The 18593-nt window shown below is 66.4% G+C and carries 18 protein-coding genes; 5 read left to right on the top strand and 13 right to left on the bottom strand.

The genetic code is table 11. From position 1 onward, the window contains the following. Positions 1 to 253 (top strand): hypothetical protein (locus tag AB4Z48_RS39295; RefSeq protein ID WP_441624111.1); only part of this gene is annotated, 253 nt, incomplete at its 5' end. 201 nt (positions 254 to 454) lie between these two features. After that, positions 455 to 952, top strand: coding sequence for an acyl-CoA thioesterase (locus tag AB4Z48_RS39290; RefSeq protein WP_441624109.1), 498 nt, complete (start codon positions 455 to 457; stop codon positions 950 to 952). Here the strand turns inward: AB4Z48_RS39290 and AB4Z48_RS39285 are convergent. From AB4Z48_RS39285 to AB4Z48_RS39275, 3 genes are all read right to left on the bottom strand, one after another. Then, positions 949 to 2394, bottom strand: a complete 1446-nt coding sequence (locus AB4Z48_RS39285; protein WP_441624107.1) for an ATP-binding protein — start codon at positions 2392 to 2394, stop codon at positions 949 to 951. The two genes, AB4Z48_RS39290 and AB4Z48_RS39285, sit on opposite strands and share 4 nt — an antisense overlap. Before the next feature lie 178 nt (positions 2395 to 2572). Beyond that, a complete protein-coding gene (locus tag AB4Z48_RS39280) occupies positions 2573 to 2794 on the bottom strand; it encodes a hypothetical protein (protein WP_441624113.1) in 222 nt (73 codons plus the stop codon). A gap of 85 nt (positions 2795 to 2879) precedes the next feature. Next, positions 2880 to 3824: a CAP domain-containing protein gene (locus AB4Z48_RS39275; protein WP_441624105.1), complete on the bottom strand. Its 945-nt coding sequence runs from the start codon at positions 3822 to 3824 to the stop codon at positions 2880 to 2882. Here AB4Z48_RS39275 and AB4Z48_RS39270 point away from each other — a divergent pair. Further along, the gene (locus AB4Z48_RS39270; protein ID WP_441624103.1) at positions 3808 to 4038 is read left to right on the top strand and encodes a hypothetical protein; all 231 of its coding nucleotides are present in this window, start codon (positions 3808 to 3810) and stop codon (positions 4036 to 4038) included. The genes AB4Z48_RS39275 and AB4Z48_RS39270 overlap by 17 nt on opposite strands. A gap of 248 nt (positions 4039 to 4286) precedes the next feature. Here the strand turns inward: AB4Z48_RS39270 and AB4Z48_RS39265 are convergent, their stop codons facing one another. Together AB4Z48_RS39265 and AB4Z48_RS39260 are read right to left on the bottom strand one after the other, a co-directional pair. Beyond that, positions 4287 to 4508, bottom strand: a complete 222-nt coding sequence (locus AB4Z48_RS39265; RefSeq protein ID WP_441624101.1) for a hypothetical protein — start codon at positions 4506 to 4508, stop codon at positions 4287 to 4289. A 45-nt stretch (positions 4509 to 4553) separates the two neighbouring features. Beyond that, on the bottom strand, positions 4554 to 5042 hold the full coding sequence (locus tag AB4Z48_RS39260) for a lecithin retinol acyltransferase family protein (RefSeq protein WP_441624099.1): 489 nt from the start codon (positions 5040 to 5042) through the stop codon (positions 4554 to 4556). Positions 5043 to 5576: 534 nt separating this feature from the next. Here AB4Z48_RS39260 and AB4Z48_RS39255 point away from each other — a divergent pair. Continuing rightward, positions 5577 to 5864: a hypothetical protein gene (locus AB4Z48_RS39255; protein WP_441624097.1), complete on the top strand. Its 288-nt coding sequence runs from the start codon at positions 5577 to 5579 to the stop codon at positions 5862 to 5864. Positions 5865 to 5948: 84 nt separating this feature from the next. After that, the gene (locus tag AB4Z48_RS39250; protein WP_441624095.1) at positions 5949 to 6719 is read left to right on the top strand and encodes a PP2C family protein-serine/threonine phosphatase; all 771 of its coding nucleotides are present in this window, start codon (positions 5949 to 5951) and stop codon (positions 6717 to 6719) included. Positions 6720 to 6770: 51 nt separating this feature from the next. On the opposite strand, the gene AB4Z48_RS39245 is transcribed toward AB4Z48_RS39250, so the two are convergent. From AB4Z48_RS39245 to AB4Z48_RS39210, 8 genes are all read right to left on the bottom strand, one after another. Further along, positions 6771 to 8087, bottom strand: a complete 1317-nt coding sequence (locus AB4Z48_RS39245; protein ID WP_441624093.1) for a sigma-54 interaction domain-containing protein — start codon at positions 8085 to 8087, stop codon at positions 6771 to 6773. A 101-nt stretch (positions 8088 to 8188) separates the two neighbouring features. Continuing rightward, positions 8189 to 11248, bottom strand: coding sequence for an ABC transporter transmembrane domain-containing protein (locus AB4Z48_RS39240; RefSeq protein WP_441624091.1), 3060 nt, complete (start codon positions 11246 to 11248; stop codon positions 8189 to 8191). Positions 11249 to 11266: 18 nt separating this feature from the next. After that, positions 11267 to 12019, bottom strand: coding sequence for a peptidylprolyl isomerase (locus AB4Z48_RS39235; RefSeq protein WP_441624089.1), 753 nt, complete (start codon positions 12017 to 12019; stop codon positions 11267 to 11269). Positions 12020 to 12136: 117 nt separating this feature from the next. Next, positions 12137 to 13519 carry an HlyD family efflux transporter periplasmic adaptor subunit gene (locus AB4Z48_RS39230; protein WP_441624087.1) on the bottom strand — a complete coding sequence of 461 codons (1383 nt, stop codon included), beginning with the start codon at positions 13517 to 13519 and terminating at the stop codon, positions 12137 to 12139. After that, on the bottom strand, positions 13488 to 16121 hold the full coding sequence (locus AB4Z48_RS39225; RefSeq protein ID WP_441624085.1) for an FHA domain-containing protein: 2634 nt from the start codon (positions 16119 to 16121) through the stop codon (positions 13488 to 13490). Before AB4Z48_RS39225 ends, AB4Z48_RS39230 begins: the two co-directional genes overlap by 32 nt. Positions 16122 to 16290: 169 nt before the next feature. Next, positions 16291 to 17817, bottom strand: a complete 1527-nt coding sequence (locus tag AB4Z48_RS39220) for an efflux transporter outer membrane subunit (RefSeq protein ID WP_441624083.1) — start codon at positions 17815 to 17817, stop codon at positions 16291 to 16293. A 113-nt stretch (positions 17818 to 17930) separates the two neighbouring features. Beyond that, entirely contained in the window at positions 17931 to 18197 is a 267-nt protein-coding gene (locus AB4Z48_RS39215) for a hypothetical protein (protein ID WP_441624082.1), read from the bottom strand. Between the two features lie 98 nt (positions 18198 to 18295). Then, positions 18296 to 18550 (bottom strand): hypothetical protein, encoded by a 255-nt coding sequence (locus AB4Z48_RS39210; RefSeq protein WP_441624080.1) that lies wholly within the window; start codon positions 18548 to 18550, stop codon positions 18296 to 18298. Positions 18551 to 18593 lie beyond the last annotated feature (43 nt).

Here is an 18593-nt window from a genome sequence, read left to right as displayed (position 1 = left end):
CAGGTCCTTGATGGCGAGGGTGGTAGTCATGGCAGTTCTCCTGGAAGGCGGTTGGCCAGCTGGCCGGGTATCGATTGGGACTTCGGTTCGTTTGCTGTCGAGCATCTTTGCTTCGCTCGGGAGGTACAAACGCATGGAGTGTGCCAAGGCGGGCCATGTCGCCTCGAATCGCCCGCAAACCCAGGCGGGGCTTGGGAGAAATTTTCTTCGAGAGAAGAAAATGGCGCCGGAGTCCGGTGCCGGAAGGCTTTGATCTGGCAGGCAAAAGCCAACACAACAGACGCCGTGTGTTCGTTCGCCGCCAACATCGGGGCAATGCCGGCCGGCACAGCAAGGAAACAGGGAAACCTGGCGACGATTGCCGCCGCAAACAGACAGAATGCGGTATGCCTCACCCGTTCGGGGAGGCGTGCGTGGCTGCCGCCAGCAGCCATATCCTAGCCAGGAGCTTTCAATGCTGATGCGAGACGCAATCCCCCATGTTCTGAGCCGCGGTAGCGAGATGTTTACGCGAGACATACAGGAGACGCCCCCGCAAAAGACCTTTCACCATGCGATCGACATTTACCTCAAGGACTCCAATGCATTCATGAACACCTACTTCGCGCGCTACTTCGAGTGGCAGGGCATTTGCCGCGAGCGCTGGTTCCACGAGTGCATCCATGACAACCTGCTGGCCGCGGGCGGCGTGTTCGTGACCAAGCGCGCGCATCAGGAGTATGTCGAGGAGACGTTCCCGTTCCAGAAGGTGGATTGCTACCTCAACACCTTCCAGGTGAAGCAGTGCTCGGCCTACCTGTTGTTCCGCTTCTGCGTGGATGGCCGTCCGGTATCGCTCGGCTACCAGCAGATCGTGTTCGCCGGGCGGGACAAGCGCATTACACGCTTCCCGCGCGAGATCGTCGAACGCGTCAAGGAGTACGAACTGAAGCTGCCTAAGTTCGCCAGCTAAGCCGTGCCCGCCCCGCTTGCCGTCTGGCCGGCGGGGCGTCTGCGCGGGGCGGCCTGGCTGCCTGCGTGGGCGTCGGGCAGGCGCAGCAAGAAGGTGGTGTGGATGTCGCGCACGGATTCGCACTGGATGCGGCCGCCGAAGGCTTCGACCACCCTGCGGCAAAAGGCGAGCCCCATACCGACGCCGCTGCCGTGCGCCTTGGTGGAGAAGAAGGGGTCGAAGATGCGAGGCAGGACCTCGGGCGGGATCCCCGGGCCGGTGTCCCGGAAACGCAGCAGCCAGCTCCCATGCTCCTGCAGCACGGCGATCTCGATGTGCGCAGCGGGACTGGCGCGCATGGCCTGCAGCGCGTTCTTCAGCAGATTGAACAGGACATAGACCAGCAACGTTTCGGAGCCGGGGAAACACCAGGCCGGATCGATCGGCCCGACCGTCACCCGCTCGCGTTCTCCCGCCAGGAACGGATACCGCGCCAGCGCGGCGTCGACACAATGCCGCAGCGACTGTGCCGTGAAACTGCGGCGGTCAAGCCGTTCCAGCGTGACCGAGGCGAGCTCCATGTCGATCACGGTGTGGGTGCCCTCGATCTCGCGCCTGATCGAGTCCACCAGGCCGGCGGCGCGTTCGAGCTGGCCCGGGCGCATGCGGTCCTCGTACAGGCCATGCGCCACCGCGAGCCGGTAGCCCGCCAGCAGTTCCGGCCAGGCACGGCCCATTTCCTCGGCCTGCAGCCGGATCGTGGTGAGGGGGGTGCGTACCTCGTGCGCCACCGTGGCGGCCAGCGAGAACGGGTGCATGAGGTCGTAGCGCACGATCGTGACGGCGAGTATCCCCAGGCTGGCGCCGATAAAGACCACGCCGGGCGGATAGAAGGCATAGCCATAGTTGGCGGCGTAGTCCACCGCCGCCAGCGAGTAGAGGCCCAGGCTGACCAGGCACAAGTCGAGCCGCTTGCGCTTCTCGCCGGTGGCGCCACGGCGCGCGGCCAGCAGCAGCCAGCCACTGCGGCAGGCCAGCAGCACGGTCTGCGCCACGTGCAGGGGATGCAGCCGCCCCGCCTTGGGATACGCGCCGAAGAAATACGTATAGAAGCCGGACACCACTTCCCCGCCGGTCAGCACCAGCACCGCGAGCACCAGCGACAGCCCGTACGAAGCCAGCAGCAGGGGCCGCTCGGTGCGGCGCTCGCTCACTTCGGTGATGAAGTGATAGAAACAGGTCGGCAGGAAGATGATGAAGAGATAGCCGACCTTGGCCAGCAGCAGCGCCACGTCGGGATGCTCGGCCTGGAACAGGAAGGCCCAGGTGCCCTGCCACGCGAACGTGGTCACGCACAGCAGGAAGAAGGAAGTGGAGATCCGCGTCACGCCCTTGGTGACCAGCACATACAAGCCGAAACCCAGGAAGATGGCTGAGACGAAGGCTGGCAGGATAGCGTACATGGCGTTCCGGAAGGACGGTCCTGGCGCCCGGACGGGTGCGCGGCCGGACCGGCAACCCGCCATTTTATGTCGGGACAAGCGCACCCGTGCAAAGTCTGGCTAAGTACAGTTCTTCACATTATTGAACGCAAGCACCGTACCGGGACCCGCGTCCGGCATGCCGGACCGCCCGCCAGGCCTAGTTCACCTGCCCCGCATCGATGGTACGCATGGCAGCGGCTTCGGCGAGGGCAAGCGCGGCTTGCGCGGTCGGCGCGATACCGACTTCGTCCTCGAACGAGGGCTGCGGCGCCTCGCCGAACGCATCGGCAATCACCACCGTTGCCGAAAAACCGCCGGTGGCCGATGCCACCGCGCGGGCCACGACGGCATAGCCGCCATATTCGAATGCGCGCTCCATCATTCCCTCCCCTCGCTATGCATGAGGCAATCATAGTTGGCGCTGCCTCGGCCGGGGCAATCTGATGCTGACGGCAGCCAGCCCGCTATTTCGTGACGAACGACCAGCTCAGGTTGAGCGGCTTGCCGCCCAGCTGCCCGCTCACGGCCACGTTGTAGCGCGTGCTGCCGGCCAGCGGCGCGAGCGGCGTGCAGACCGCCGCGCCGTTCGCCGCACCCGACACGCCCGCGGTGCGCGAATCCACCTTCAGGCAGTTGACGTTATTGCCCTGCGCGTCGGTGAGCACGAAGGTATCGGCCGTGAACGCCTGGCTGCGATCGATCGCCTGCAGCGTGACGGGGTAGCCCAGCGTCTGGTTCTGGTAGCCCGGAGCCGGATTGGGGCTTTCGTTGTTCAGCCAGCTGGTCGGCACATCGGCCTGGCCGGCGTAGGGATAGGCCACCATCTGGATGGCGGTGCCCGGCATGGTGGCATCGGCGAGATCGACGGTCTGGTAGAACGACGCGGTGGCGCCGCCCGAAGTCGAGCCCTTCTGCTCGGCATAGCCCGAACCCGCAGATTTGTAGCTGCCCAGCAGGCTCATGCGATGCAGCGGCGCGTCGAACAGGTCGGATACCAGTGCATCGGTGGAGGCCAGGGCCAGCGCTGCGTTCGGGTCGGAACTCCACTTGCTGGCGCTGCCGACCACCTCCGCCGTGGCGTCCGTCTTGTACTGCGCCTGCACGCGCGCATCGGGCGTGGCGCCGGTATAGCCACGCAGGGACGCATTCTCGTCGTGGCCGAGCGTATTGTTCCAGAGCATGTAGTTGCTGTGGTTCTGCGCGGCCACGCCGATCGCGTCCTGCGCCTCGAGCGCGGGAAGTCCCACCAGCACGCGCCGGTAGTTGGCGTAGCACAGCCCCGCCGATTTCGGCTCGCCAAGCGCGTGATAGCCGCTGACGTTGGCCGCGCCGCGTGCCGGCAGGATGCTGACGTCTACGGTGCCCGCAGCCGGCGCGGCATTGCCGCTTACCGTGAAGCAGGCGGTCACGGCGGTCGCCGGGACCGCCTGGCTGCCGGCGCTGGCAGCCGGCGCGTTGGCATTGGCGGTGTTGGCTGAGGCATTGCCGGAAGCATTGGCGGCGGGCGTCGCGCTGCCACTGCCGCCATCCCCGCCACCGCCGCAAGCGGTGAGGATCGTGCTGGCGCAGGCAAGCGCGAAGAGTGTCCTGGAGAAGGAAGCCCTGGCAGGCGCAGTTGAATGAGTCGCTGGCATCGATCCGGAAGGTTTCGCCCGGCACTTCACGGCCGGTGGTGGATGAGGCAGCACCCCCGCCGGCAATCCCCTGGCGGCTGGCGGTGCAAGAACCGGGCGATGTTATTGGCGGCCACGGACCAGCGTCCAGCCTGCGAACAAATGCTTACGTGTGACCTTTGCGAAAGTAGCGGATAGCAGTCCTGCGCGTGCGCATGGGACTTCGGCATCACGGCGCGCGAGGGCACCATGCCTTGCTCACCCCGCATTCAGTGCAGGCGGAAACACGCACCAGCACCCGTCGCCGTGCCGGAAGAAGAACATCGAGAGCTGGCCCGACGGGCCTGCCACTTCCACCCGCACGCAGCCGCGGCGTCCGGCGCGGGCACCGCGCACGCGCGTGATGCGTGCCGGCGCCGCGAGGCGCGCACCGAGCCATTTGTCGATCAGTCCGCGCAGCGATATGCTGGTTGCTTGCATGTCCGTCTCCTTCGCATTGCTTGCCGTTGCCCTGGTCGTCCCGGCTCAAGCCGCGCGGGCACCGAAGTGGGCACCACGCCATTCAGCCCGGACGAGCGTGCCGAGCAGGACCGCAAGCGCATGCACGGCCATGGCCGGGTGCTGCAGGCAGGTTTCCACTTGTGCGCTGCGCGCTTCGCCAAGCAGGCACCACGAACAGAAGTGCTCGCAGTTGTTGGTGAGCAGCCGGTAGTTGTCTTCCCCGAGGCGGGAGCGGGCGCGTGCCACGGCCTGGAGGCCGACGTAGCGGGCGCAGGGATTGGCCTTGACGCTGACGGCGTGGCCGGCGGCAAAGTCCTCGATGGTCACTTCCTTCACGGGGCCGCGATGCAGCGAGCCGGAAAAGCCGGCGTAGTGAACGACCTTGCCCGCGCCGACGTAGATGCCGTGGTGGGCGTAGCCGCGGCGTCCGGTGACCAGGTGCGCGCCGAGCGGGAAATCGGCTTCGTCTTGCTGTCGGCAGGCCTGGTCCTGGAGTTGGTCTTGTTGGTTCATGGTTGCCTCGGATCTGTTTGCTTGCTGCAGGCATTTCCTGCTGGTTGCAATCACATCCGCATCAACCGTGCCACCTGCCGCAAACCCCGGCATGACAAGGGATAGCAGGAGAAAGCACGAAACCATACCCGGGAAAGCGTCGGCGATAAACCAACAGCCTTGCACCGTTTATGTTGGCACGCCGCCACCACCGGGGTCGAAAGCCACGCTGGCGGCGCGCGGCACCGCGAAGACAAGAGGTTGCACAGCAGATTGCACGGCACGCGGGCCAACGACACGGCACCAGCCCGGACAGGTGGGCGCTACCCACCAGACCCGGCGCAGATGTTGGCGAACCACCAACGTTTTGGGCCGCGCGGTATCGCGCCGGCGGGCGCAGCGAAAGCGCCGGCGGGCCGGCTAGCCGCTCGGCAGCTGGGTTTCAGGCGTGCGCGGCGCCCTGGCCGCATTGCGCCAGCCGCCTGGCATACGCCTTGCATCTGAAAGCGGGACGGCACCACTGCCACCCACCTCACCACCCAACGGAGTCCGATCATGGCCTCGCTCACCATCAAAGACCTCTACAACGACCATACGCTGGACGGACGCGCCATGTCGGCCGTGCGCGGTGGCGGCGCCCCCTGGGTATTCGGCTGGATCCAGCCCTACCAGCCGGCCCGGCCGAGCCTCGGCCCCGTGGTCAACTTTTACGAGATCAACAACAGCTTCTATGCTGATCAGATGGTTAATCAGTTTCAAAACATCGACGTTCGCAATTCGGCACCCGGAGCGAACATCAATGTGCAAGCGGGACAAGGCGCACGCAACGACGGACGGATGTAAGCCGGCCGGGCGCGGCCAGTGCCGGCGCCCGCGCGATCCGCCCGCTTGGCGCGCGCCAGGGCGGCCCGTACACCGGAGACGACCGTGACCTGTGCATCGCAATTCCGCTGGACTTCAGCCGCGCGCACCGACGTTGGCCTGCTACGCGAGCGCAACGAAGATGCCTGCCTGGCACGGCCAGACCGCGGGCTCTGGGTCGTGGCCGACGGCATGGGCGGTCACGCGGTGGGCGACTACGCCAGCAACCTGGTGGTGGAAACGCTGGACCGGCTGGGCGAGCCGCGCAGCCTGGAAAGCCTGCTCGACGACGCGCGCGCGGCGCTGCATGAGGTCAACCTGGCGCTGCTGACCGAGGCAACGCGGCGCCAGGTGCGGCGCATCGGCAGCACCGTGGTCGTGCTGATGGCCTGCGAGCGCTTCTGTGGCTGCCTGTGGGCCGGCGACAGCCGTATCTATCTCTATCGCGACGGGCACCTGACGCAGCTCACGCGCGACCACAGCCGCGTGGAGGAACTCAAGGCGCGCGGCCTGATCACGGCGGAGGAAGCCATCCATCATCCCGCGCACAACACCATCACGCGCGCTGTCGGCGCGAACGCCGCGCTGGAGCTGGAGCAGACCTGGGTGGAAGTCGCCGATGCGGATATCTTCCTGCTTTGCAGCGACGGCCTCAGCAACGAGCTGCGCGATCCGGAGATCGCCAGCTTCCTGGCCTGCGGCGATTGCGAACTGGCCGCGCAGGCGCTGGTGACGGCCGCGCTGGAGCGCGGCGGCCACGACAATATCTCCGCCGTGGTGGCGCGCGCGGAAGACCTTTACGCGACCGACAAGACCATGGTGAATCCTGCGATCTAGGCAGGCCTGCCAGGCCAGCCAGGCCGGGCAGGCCCGCCACGCAAGCGTGGCCTACCCTGGCTTGCCGCCCGCCGCCGCCTGATGGCGAAAATCCTTGGAATGGATGCCGTGCTTCTTCAGCAGCATCTGCAGGTGCGAGCGGTTCATGTCGAAGCGCCGGGCCAGCTCGGCCACGGTGCCGCCCACCTCCTGCAGCCCACGCTCGAGAAATGCGCGCTCGGCCTCGTCGCTCGCGGCCCGCTTGGCCTCGCTCAGCGAGGTCGCCGTCGTCGCATCCACGCCGCCACCTGCGGCAACACCGCCGGAAACCAGCGTGGGCCCGGCCACCTTGGGCCGCAGATCTTGCGGCAAGTGGTCGAGATCGGCGGTGTCGCCGGCCAGGCACGATACCCGGTACATCAGGTTGCGTAGTTCGCGGATATTGCCCGGATAGGCGTAGTTCATGAGGAAATCGCGCAGGCGCGGCGTCAGCTTGACCGGGCGACGCTTGAGCGAGCCCGCGGCCTCGTCGCCGAAGAATGCCACCAGCAGCGAAATCTCGTCGCGCCGCTCGCGCAGCGGCGGCAGCGTGACATGGATCACGCTCAGGCGGTAGAACAGGTCTTCGCGGAACTTGCCCTCCTCGCTCAGCCGCCGCAGGTCCCGGTTGGTGGCCGCCACGATGCGCGTGTCCACGGAGATGGTCTCGTCGGACCCGACCCGCTGGATCTCGTGTGCCTCCAGCACGCGCAGCAGCTTGACCTGCCCGGTGAGCGGCAGTTCGCCGATTTCGTCGAGGAAGATGGTGCCGGTATGCGCGCTCTCGAACTTGCCGCGCCGGTCGCTGGCCGCCCCCGTGAACGCGCCCTTCTTGTGCCCGAACAGTTCGGACTCGATCAGGTTCTCCGGGATCGCCCCGCAGTTCACCGAGATGAAGGGCTTGTCCGTGCGCGAGCCGTTGGCGTGGATCACCTTGGCCATCAGCTCCTTGCCGGTGCCGCTTTCGCCGTCGATCAGCACCGGCAGGTGGGTCGGCGCGGCCTTCTCGGCAATCTCCAGCGCCTCCAGCAGCTTGGGATTGTCGCCGAAGGTGCCCTCGAAGATAAAGCTGCGCTCGAGCAGCGCCTGGCGCCGTTCGCGCGGCGCGAGATCCGCCTCCGGCTCGGCCTCGACCGGCTCGGCCACCGCTGCCTGCACGAAGCGCTCCTTGTGCGACAGCTGCATCACTTCGTCGCGCAGCGTGGTGGCCTGCTTGAGCAGCTTCTCGATCTCCGCGCGCTCGAGCTTGGAGGCCCAGCGCAGCGTGGAGCGCAGGATCTCTATCTTCTCGATCAGTCCGGCATAAGAGATGGTGCTGCCGACACGGCCGCCCTGGTTGAACAACTTCATCTCGCGCCCCCTCGCTCCCCTTGGCTGTTCCCACCGCAATGACGCCCGGGCGATGGCCACGCGATGATCAGGCCATGCCCCGGACAACGCTCAGGCCGCACTCAGGCCGCACTCAACTGCTTCTGCACCAGCTGGTAGTACATGCCCTTGCGCTCCAGCAGTTCCTCGTGCCGCCCTTGCTCCACGATGCCGCCTTCGTACAGCACCAGGATCTTGTCCGCGCGCATGATCGTGCTCAACCGGTGCGCGATGATCACGGCTGTGCGCCCGCGCAGGATGTCCTGCATATTGCCGAGGATATTGCTTTCGGACTGCGTGTCCAGCGCCGAGGTGGCTTCGTCGAACACCAGCAGGCGCGGATCGTGGTACAGCGCACGCGCAATGCACAGGCGCTGGATCTGCCCGCCGGACAAGCCCATACCGCGCTCGCCCACCACCTGCTCGTAGCCCAGCGGCAGCTTGCTGATAAAGGCGTGGGCATCGGCCATCTTGGCCACTTCCTCGATATGGCGCCGGTCCGGGCTGTCGTCGCCGCAAGCGATGTTCTCGGCGATGGTGCCGGAGAACAGCAGGTTGCTCTGCATCACATAGCCGATCTGGGCACGGTAGTATTCCTTGTCGATCACGCTGAGGTCGTAGCCGTCCACCGTGATCTTGCCCTCGGTGGGCACATAGAAGCCCACCAGCATCTTGGCCAGCGTGGTCTTGCCCGAGCCGCTGCGCCCCACGATGGCCAGCAGCTCGCCGGGCTTGATGCTGAAGCTGATGTTCTCCAGCACATAGGACGTCTCATTGCCGCCATAGCGGAAAAACACCCCGTCCAGGCTGATCTCCCCCTGCAGATCGGGCAGCATCACGCGCGAGGGCAGGTCCTGCGGCTTCTGCTCCGGGTCCAGGTCGAGCACGTCGCCCAGCCGTTCCATCGCCACGCCGGCGTCATTGAGCTGGCCCCACAGCGACACCAATCCCATCAGCGGCGCCAGCACGCTGCCCATGAATGCGTTGAACGCGATGAGCTGGCCGATGGTCAGCTCCCGCTGCAGCACCAGGTTGGCGCCCACCCAGAGCACGGCGATGGTGGTCGCGGCATTGAGCAGCTGGCTGGCCAGCCCGACCAGGATGTGGAAGGCCTGCGCCTTGTACTGCAGCTCGAGCGCCTTGGCGTATTTCTTCTCCCACTTCAGGCGCACCGGCCGCTCGATGCCCATGCCCTTGACCGTCTCCACCCCGCCCAGTGTCTCCATCAGGTAGGAGCGCGCCTCGGTCGAGGTGGTGAACACCTCGCGCGCGTAGGCCTTTACCTTGGGCGTGGCCAGCACCGTGAGCGCGGCGATGGGCACCACGAAGGCCAGCAGCACCAGCGTCATCTTGACGTTGTAGAGGAACATGATGGTGAAGTAGATGAACACCATCAACAGGTTGAGCGCCGTCGTCACCGTGGACTCGGTCAGGAAGGCGCGGATGGTCTGGTTCTCCTGGAAGCGGGCAAAGATGTCGCCGGTCTTGCGCTTGGCGAAGAACGAGAACGGCAGCGACATGGTGTGCCGGAAGAAGTGCGACATCATGGCGAAGTCCATGTTGCGCACCATGAAATTGGCAAGGTAGGCGCGCACGGTGGACATCAGCTGCGAGAACACGTTGGAGACGATCAGCCCGAGGATCAGCAGGTTCAGCAGGCCCACGTTCTGGTGCACCACCACCCCGTCGAGGATGTTCTGGATGATCAGGGGCGGCACCACGCCCAGCACCTGGATCACGAACGTCGCGAGGAACAGATGGACGAGAATGCGCTTGTACGGCGCAAGGTAGCCAATGAAGCGCAGCCACGGCGAGCGCGCCACGGCCAGCTGCGTCATGCTCTCGCCCGCGGTGAACAGCAGGCAGGTGCCGCTCCACCCGCGCTCGAATTCCTCCACGCGCATCTTGCGGAAGCCCAGCGCAGGGTCGGCTACCCACACCCAGCGCTTGGACACGCCATACACCACCACATAGTGGTAGCCCTCCCAGTGCACGATGAACGGCAGCTCGAAGCCCATCAGCGAGTCGCGCGTGCACTGCACGCCGCGCGTCGTGAAGCCGAGCGATTCCCCCGCGCGCGCCAGGCTGTCCAGCGTGGCGCCCTGGGTGGTCACGTTGGCCAGCTCGCGCAGCTTGCCCAGCGTCATGGGAATCCCGTAGTGGCGGCAGATCATCGCCAGGCAGGCGGCGCCGCAATCCATTTCCTCGGCCTGCTCGACCAGCGCGAAGCGGCGGATCAGCCGTTCGCCCATTTCTGGCTTGGAGGCCAGGTCCAGCATCACCGGATGCTTGCGCCGCTCGGCCAGCTTCTTCTGGCGGTGCAGTTCGCGGTCGACAAAGCGGATGCGCTCCTCCAGCACCTCGCGCAGCTTGGGGTTGCGCTCGAGGATGAGCTGCACGGTCTTTTCCGGGATCACCAGCAGGCGGGCATCCGTGCCCGCGATCGCGGAAGCCATCTGCTCCTGCCGCATCACGCAGGCGCGCTCGCCGAAGATATCGCCCTGGCGCAAGGTGGCCAACGGATATTCCATGCCGTCCTCGGTGCGCACGATGCGCACCTCGCCCTGCCGCACCACGTACAGGCGGCGGTCTTCGCGCGCGTCCTGCTTCAGGATTTCCTTGCCGGCCGAGACGCGCTTCACCCCCACGCTACGTACCGCTTCCTCCAGCTCGGCCTTGTCGAGCTTGCCGCGCAGGTCGAACAGGCGCGCCACGAAGCCGCCCGCCGAACTGATCGCCACATAGCTGGCGACGAACGCCATGGCCGCGGGATTCTGCGCGATCATGGGCTCGGTCACGCCGCGCGGGATGAACAGCAACTCGGTCTTGGCCGACGAGCGCACCGAGGACTCATGCCGGTACTCCCGCAGCATGGCGATATCGGCAAACACCTCGCGCACCTTGCGCACGCCCAGGCTCACTTCCTTGCCATTGTCCTCGTTGAACACGCGCACCGAGCCTGACTTGACGACGAATATCCCGCCCGCCGCATCGCCCGCGTTGCAGATGGTTTCGCCGAAGCCGTAGCTCAGCGATTGCGCATGCTCCGCCAGCCGCTCCAGCTCCTCGCGCGAAAACGGCGAGAGTATCTCTACGCCCGCCAGGAAATCGGCAAGCGGCTGCAGTTCGGAGCTGGCTTCCATGGATTCGCGCTCCGCCGGCTAACGCGCTTCGATCACGTGTTCCTGCGCCCTGGCCATGAGCCAGTCCTCGCGCAGGAGCCGGCGCACCTCCGCCGCCACCTCCGCATCGAGCGTGGCCGGATGCTTGGCGCTCACCATGAAGATCTCGAAATTGGCGCGGTCCGCCGACGGGAATGGCCCGAGCAGGTCGCCCACGGCGGCGTTGAACACCTTGGCCTCGATATCGGTCTTCAGCGAGCCGCGCAGCACCTTGCCGATCGCCCCGCCGTGCTCGCGCGTGTCCGCCACGGAATGCTCGCGCGCCATCTCGGCAAAGCTGTCGGGGTCATCCTGCAGGTAGGAGATCAGTTCCTTGGCCTTGCCTTCGGCGTCCACCACGATGTGACTGATCTCGATGCTGTCGAACTTCGGCGAATGCAGCTTGAAGTAGGCATCCACCGCGCGCTCGTTGGTCACCTCCGCCATCATCTTTTCCTGGTAGAGGCTCTCGGTGACGAAGGCCTCGAACTCGTCCAGGCTGATATTGAGCGCGTCCAGGTAGTGGTTCATCTCCGTCGCGCGATGCAGGCCCTGCACGCGGCGGAACTGGTCGGCGCGCTCCTGGATCTCCTCGGGCGTGACGGCGATGCGCTGCTTGCGCGCCGCGTGCACGGTCAGCTTGTCCCGTACGATCTGCTCGATCAGGCCCTCGAACTGCCCCGTGAGCTTCAGGACCCGGATGAACTCCTCGACGCCGATGACCTCATCGTCGACCCGCACAATCGCTGTCATGTTCTGTACTCCTCGATCGTTGCCGCAAGCCGCACGCCCGCGGCCAACGCCCTCATGCCTGCCCCGCCGCCCTGCCTTGCCTGCTGTCTCGCCAGACGCACGCCGGCCCCTTCCCCTTCAGCCGGCCACCTGCCGGAACGGATCCAGCCCAAGGTCGATCAGGCGCCGCTCGCGCACCACGATTTCGGCCGTGGCGGTCATGCCGTAGCGCAACGGATACTTGCTGTCCGCCACCGAGTAGTACGTCTGCGCCAGCCTGATGCGGCCCTCATACACGGGCTGCTTGTTCTGCCCGACCAGCTTGGTCGCCGGAGAGATGTACTCCAGCGTGCCGTTGAGCAGCCCGTAGCGCTGGTAGGGGAAGGCATTGAACTTGAGCTTGACCGGCAGGCCTTCGCGCAGGAAGGCGCGGTCGCGCTCCGCGATCTCGATCTTCAGCACCGGGCGCGCGTCCTTGGGCGCGATGCCGCCCAGCGGCGCATTGGCCTGGACCTTGTCGCCGCGCTGCGTGGAGCTCACATCGGTGATGACGCCGGCCACCGGGGCCAGGATCAGCAGGAAGTTGTCCTTGTCGATATTCTCGAAGCGGATGCGCGCCGCCGCCTCGGCCACCAGGCGCGCGGTCTGCACCTGCAGGCGCAGCTTGTCCTCGGTATTGCTGATCTCGCGCAGCGCGGCGTCATACTGGATGCGCAGGTTGGTCAGTTCCTGGCTGCTGCCCTCGAGCTTCACGGTGGCCTGGTTGAACTCCTGGCTCAACCGCGAATCCAGTTCCGTCAGGCGCGATTGCGCGATGCGCAGCGTGTTCTCGGCCTCCACCGCCGCATTGCGCTTTCCCTCCACCTGAGATTGCGACACCCCGCCGCCGCCCGGCAGCGCGAACAGCCGTGCGTACCGCTCCTGCTCCTGGCGCGTGAACTCGCGCTGGCGGCGTGCGTTGTCCAGGTTGCTGCGTGCTTCCTGCAACTGCGCGCGCTGCTGCTCCGCCAGGCGCGTGGTGCCTTCCGCCGTGCGGGTCTCATGCAGGCGCTCGGCCACCTCGATCTGCTGCTTGAGCGCGGCCGCCTTGCGCTCCATCAGCACCTTCCTGTCGGGAAACTGCTTCCACTCGCGCTCGGAGTCCTGCAGCTTGAGCTGCGCCTCCAGCGCATTGGTGGCCGCCTCTATCGCGCCGCGCGCATTGAGCCGGGCCAGCACGTCGTCCTTGGACACGGGCTGCCCCTCGGCCACGTAGAGGTCGGCCAGTTCGCCGTCCACCGGCGCATAGAAGCGCCGCACCTCGGACTCGGGGGCCAGCGTGCCGTCCGCGGTGACGATCACGTCCGCATGGCCGACAAAGGACCACACCAGTGCGCACAGCACCAGCAGCACCATCACCATCACCGATATCTGCATGATCTTCAGCGGCTCGGCACTGAGAATGGCAATGCCTTCCGCGCTGTGGTCTTCCAGCGCCTCGTGCAGCGGCTTAAGGCGATTGCCGCGGCTGTCGTCCTTCATCGCCGTCTCCTCCGATCAACGCTAGCTTGGCCTTGAGCACGGCAGGGTTCAGCACCATGCGCAATTCCTGCAGCGAACGGCGCTGCAGCTCCGATTCCGAATCAATATCCTGCTGCACCTGGCTCCATTGGGCGGTGTCGCTGACCTTGAGCTGCTCGTAGATGCGCATGCCCTGGTGAGCCTGCGTGCCGGCGCTCGACAGCAGCCGCGCCTGCGTGCGGAACTTGCCCGAGATCTCCGGCTCGAGCCGCTGCTCGCCGCCGATCGCGCCGTCGCGGCGGTACTGGCGCCAGCTGGCCAGCGCACCGTTCATCAGTTCCTGGGCGCGCCGCAGGGCGGCGTCGTGGATGGCGGCCACTTGAGGCTCGATCGCCTTGACGAAGTATGCATCCTGCGCGGGATCGAGCATCGCGTAGAAAGTCAGCAGGCGCTCGTCGAAACCCTTGCCGCCATCCTCCTTGCGTACCTCGGCAAACTGCGCCGCCACGGCCTGCCGGCGCGCCAGCTCCTTGCCGGCGGCTTCGGCCCACGGGCCGCTCTTGATCTGCTGCAGGGCCGCGAAGGTGCCGGCGGTATCGCCCGCTTGCCAGGCCTTGTCGGCTTCGCTGTACTGGCGTGCCACCTCGGGCGTGGGCAGGCGGCTGGCGGCCAGCTCGCGATAGCGCGCCTGGAACGGGGGCGTGGCAAAGCCGGCGCCGGCCATCTGCGCCACCACCGGCCCGAGCGTCATCGCGCGCAGGGCCGTGTCGAGCGCCAGATACTGCCGCAGGTCCTCCTTGAGCCGGTCCAGGCCGCCGAGGCGGGGATACTTCTCCGCATAGTCCGCGAGCACGGCCTCCAGCGCCTGGGGCGTGTCGCTGGCGAGTCCCGTGGCCAGCRCTGCGTTGAGGCGGTCGATGGCGGCGAGGTAGACGGAGTCGTCGCTCTGCAGCTTGCGCACATTGCTCAGCGCGTCCGCGTAGGGATCCTTGAACGCCGGCACGTAGGCGGCGATGCGATCGAGCGCGCGCTGGTGCGCCGGAACGTCCGCGCTCCAGTGCTGCAGCAGCTCACGGATGCCGGCTTCGTCGGCATAGATGCGGATCGGCGCATCCACGCCGCCCCTGCCGGCGACGAAACGGTTGAGGCGCCCCATCCACGCCAGCTCATCCACCAGCGGGCGCGCGTCGGCGTTGTGCGCGCCGAGCGTCTTCATTTGCGCCAGGGCCGCATCCGCGCCGCCGAAATCGCGCGCGCTCAGCTTGCCCATCCATGCGGGCACGTAGGCGCGCAGCAGCGCCTCGGTGCCCATCACCTGAAACTGTGCGTTGTCCGCGTGCTTCGCGAGATACGCATCCGCCACCGTGGCTGCGCGCGCGTAGTCGCCGCTGGCCATCAGCGCCTTCATCTCGCGCTCGGGCGCGCCGCGAAAGTACAACACCAGCAGCACGGCGACCACGGCCACGACCACGGCCGCGCCCCAGCGCGCCGCGCGCCTGAGGCGCGCGCGCTCGCCGGCGCCGAAACTGCCGCCCAGCCGGGCCATGATGAGGCCGTACTTGCCCTGTGCCTGCGGCTTGTCATCGGTCTCGCCGTCTTTCGGCTGCGGCATGGCCTCCTGGTTGACCTCGTCTTCCTGCTGCGCGGCGTAGTCGACGCAGAAGATATCGAGGAAGGAGCCCGGCGCCGCCACGAACGTGGTCTTGTCGGGATCCTGCGCCGGCGCGGCTGCCTGGGGTGCCGGTGCAGGTACCGGCGCCGCCGCGGGCGATGGCACCGGCACCGGCGCGGGCGCGGCCACGGCGCCCGCTGGCGGGCTTGCACTGACTTCCGGCGGTGCCGCCGGCAGGCCCGAGCTGGTGATGGTCGCATCCGCGACCGGCTCGGTCCGTATGCCGACGCGATAGACGAAATGATTGCCGCCGAGGGCCACCAGGTCGTTTTCGCTCAGCGCGAGCGCATGTTCCTCCACGCGCGTGCCGTTGACGAAGGTACCGTTGGTGCTGCCCAGGTCTTCGATGCAGGGTTGCCCGCCCTTGAGGAAAATGTGCGCGTGTCGCCGCGAGACATAATTCACCTGGTGCGGATAGACGTCCCGGTAGCGCGCGAAGGTCTCGTCGGCCTTGCTGACGAGGAAGGGRAAGCCGGCGATTTCGATCGGCTGCAGGCCAAGATCGCCGCGCTCGGGCGTCAGCGTAAGCACGACCGGCGGGTATTCCGCCGCCGGCACCGGCGCGCGCGGCCGCAGATGCACGCGATAGGCCAGCGCCGCGCCAAATCGCAGTTCGTCGCCGTCGCGCAGGCGCGCCGGCTGCTGCGCCACCGCCACGCCGTTGATCGCCGTGCCGTTCTTGCTGCCGAGGTCCGCGATATAGGCCACGCCGTCTTCGGAGAAGATGCGCGCGTGCCGGCGCGAGAGCACGGTCACGACATCGGCGGGATAGGTGGCGAAAGGCGCTTCGGCACGCCCCACGGCAAACAGGCTCTCCTCGATGCGGATCTCGCCAAGGGCGGGATGCGTGACGGGCACGAGGACGATATCGAGCATAGGCGCAAGCACTTGTGCGAACCCCTGCCCCACCTTCGCCCGCGTCTCGTCAATCAGAGCTTCGTCTGGAGCCATGTTTCGCTACCACCAACAGCGCTTGGGCCATGCGCATGCGCCGGCGGCAAGCCATTTTCCATGGCGGCGCGGCAAACCCGAAAGACACGCTGCGCCGGGAACGTGCTGACTAAGGACATAGTAGGCCACGCTTGCAGGTAGTCAAACGCACGACTACCGGCCGGCGCGGCTATTTCGCATCCTGCTTCGACACCTGCTGCGGGTCGTCCTTCCCCGCATTGGCCACCGCAACGCTCGGCCACCCTCCGCCAAGTGCCTTGTAGAGGGTGACAGTATCGGCCAGGATTTGTTGGTGATTCGCCAACAACTCGAGCTGCGCGCTCAGCAGCGAGCGCTCGGTCTCGAAGACATCGAGCTGGGACACCACGCCTTCCTTGAGCTGCGCCTCGATCTGCGCCGAAACCACGCGTAACTGCGCCACCTGCTGCTGCAGTTCCACGCGCTGCTTCTTGTGGGCGTCGACATTGACCAGCGCATTCTCCACTTCCTCGAAGGCGGTGATCACGGTGCGGCCATATTCGCTCTCGGCCACCTTGGTCTGCGCTTCCGAGGTCTTTACGCGGGCGCGCACGCCGGGGTCCAGCATCGGCAGGTTGATGCTCGGCATGAAGCCGAAAGTGAAGGACTTGAGCAGGTCTGACAGCGCGAAACTGGAGGTGCCGCCGCGCGCGGTCAGGCTGAGCGTGGGCAGCTGCGCCAGCCGCGCCTGGCCAACCAGGTTATACGACTCGAGCACGCGGTACTCCGCCGCGATGATGTCCGGGCGGCGCGAGAGTAACTGCGAAGGCAACCCGGCCGGCACGGCGGGCAACTGCACGCGCTCCTGCAGGCGCCCGGGCGCCACCTTGAACACGCCCGCCGGCACACCCACGAGCGTGCCCAGCGCGTTCTCCGAGATATCGCGCGAGCGGCGCAGTTCCAGCAGGTCCTTGGTGAGGCGGTTGATTTCCGCCTGCTGCTGCATCACTCGGATCTTGGGAATCAGGCCGTTCTGGAACATGGCCTGGTAGGTGGTGAGAATCTGCTTGTTCTTGGCCAGTGTGCGGGTCTGCTGGTCGATCTGCTCGTCGAACTGCAGGATCTGGAAATAGGTGGTCGACACGGCCGAAACCAGGGTGAGGTAGCCGGCACGCCAGTCCGCCTCGGTGGCATTGAACTCGGCCTTCTGCGCCTGCACGCCCTTCTCGACCTTGCCCCAGATATCGATATCCCAGTTGACCTGGGTGCCGAGGTTGTAGGTCCTCGTGAGAGGCTGCCCGGTGCTCTTTTCGAAACTCGCGCCGGCACCCACGTCGAAGACCGGCAGCGCACCCGCCCTGACCTCCGCGATCTGCGCGCCTGCGACCTTGATCCGCGCGGCCAGCACCTTGATGTCATAGTTGCCCGCGATGGCCTTGTCGACCAGGCCGTCCAGATAGGGATCGCGAAAGGCCTGCCACCAGTTGGGCACGATGGTGTCTGCAGCCGACACCGTGATCGCGCCCTGCCGGGACCATTCCGGCTTGGCAGGGGTCTCCGGCCGCTCGTACACCGGCGGGCGGAAATCGGCGCAACCGCCCAGCGCCAGCAAGCATGTGCCCGCCAGCAGGTAGCGCTGCAGGGTAGCGCGCGCGACGCGCGCAACACACGGAATAGGTAAACAAGGCACGATCGTCTCCCGCGAGCAACCAGGCAGGTCTCGCCATACGCTGTGCATTCATTGTGTATCCGCCCGCGGCGCGATCCAACCCGAAAATGCAAGGTGGCCGGCCCTGCCCGGCGGCGGCAGGAAGCCGCCCTGCCCGGCATGCCGGGCGGGCGGCGGCAACATCAGCGATAGATGTTGTTCTGGGCGTTCTGCGTCGAGTTGACATGCGACTTGATGTCGTCCACGAAGGCAGCATTGTTGCCGTTCATGTTGACCACATTCTGCGTCTGGCCGATCAGTTGCGAGGCGTTGAAGGTCGAATCGACCTTGACGGTGCTGAACACCGGCACGAAAGGCACGAAGCCGGTGCCACCGCGCACGGTGCTCATGGCGTGGGCGTCGAGTTCTTCGGTGACGGACAGGTCCTGGATGGCGAGGATGGTAGTCATGGCAGTTCTCCGGGTATTCAGTGGTTTGCGAATTCGGTGCGGGGCCGGTCTGGCGATCCCGCTGGCGCCGCGGGCCGCCGGTGGCGGCCGCGCATTGCTCAGTAGATGTTGTTCTGGGCGTTCTGGGTCGAGGTGACGCGCGACTTGATATCGTCCACGAAGGCAGCGTTGTTGCCGTTCATGTTGGCCACGTTCTGGGTCTGGCCGATCAGTTGCGAGGCATTGAAGGTCGAGTCGACCTTGACCGAGCTGAACACGGGCATGAAGGGCACGAAGCCGCCGCGCACGGCGCACATGGCGCCGGCGTCGAGTTCTTCGGTGACGGACAGGTCTTGGATGGCGATGGTAGTCATGGCAGTTCTCCGGTACTCAGTGATGTGCGAATTCGGTTGGCGC

Origin of the sequence: Cupriavidus sp. 2TAF22 (assembly GCF_052115045.1) — a bacterium.
Classification (GTDB): Bacteria; Pseudomonadota; Gammaproteobacteria; order Burkholderiales; family Burkholderiaceae; genus Cupriavidus.
The sequence above is the reverse complement of the archived record's forward strand: the minus strand, read 5'-3'. Positions and strand labels throughout refer to the sequence as shown.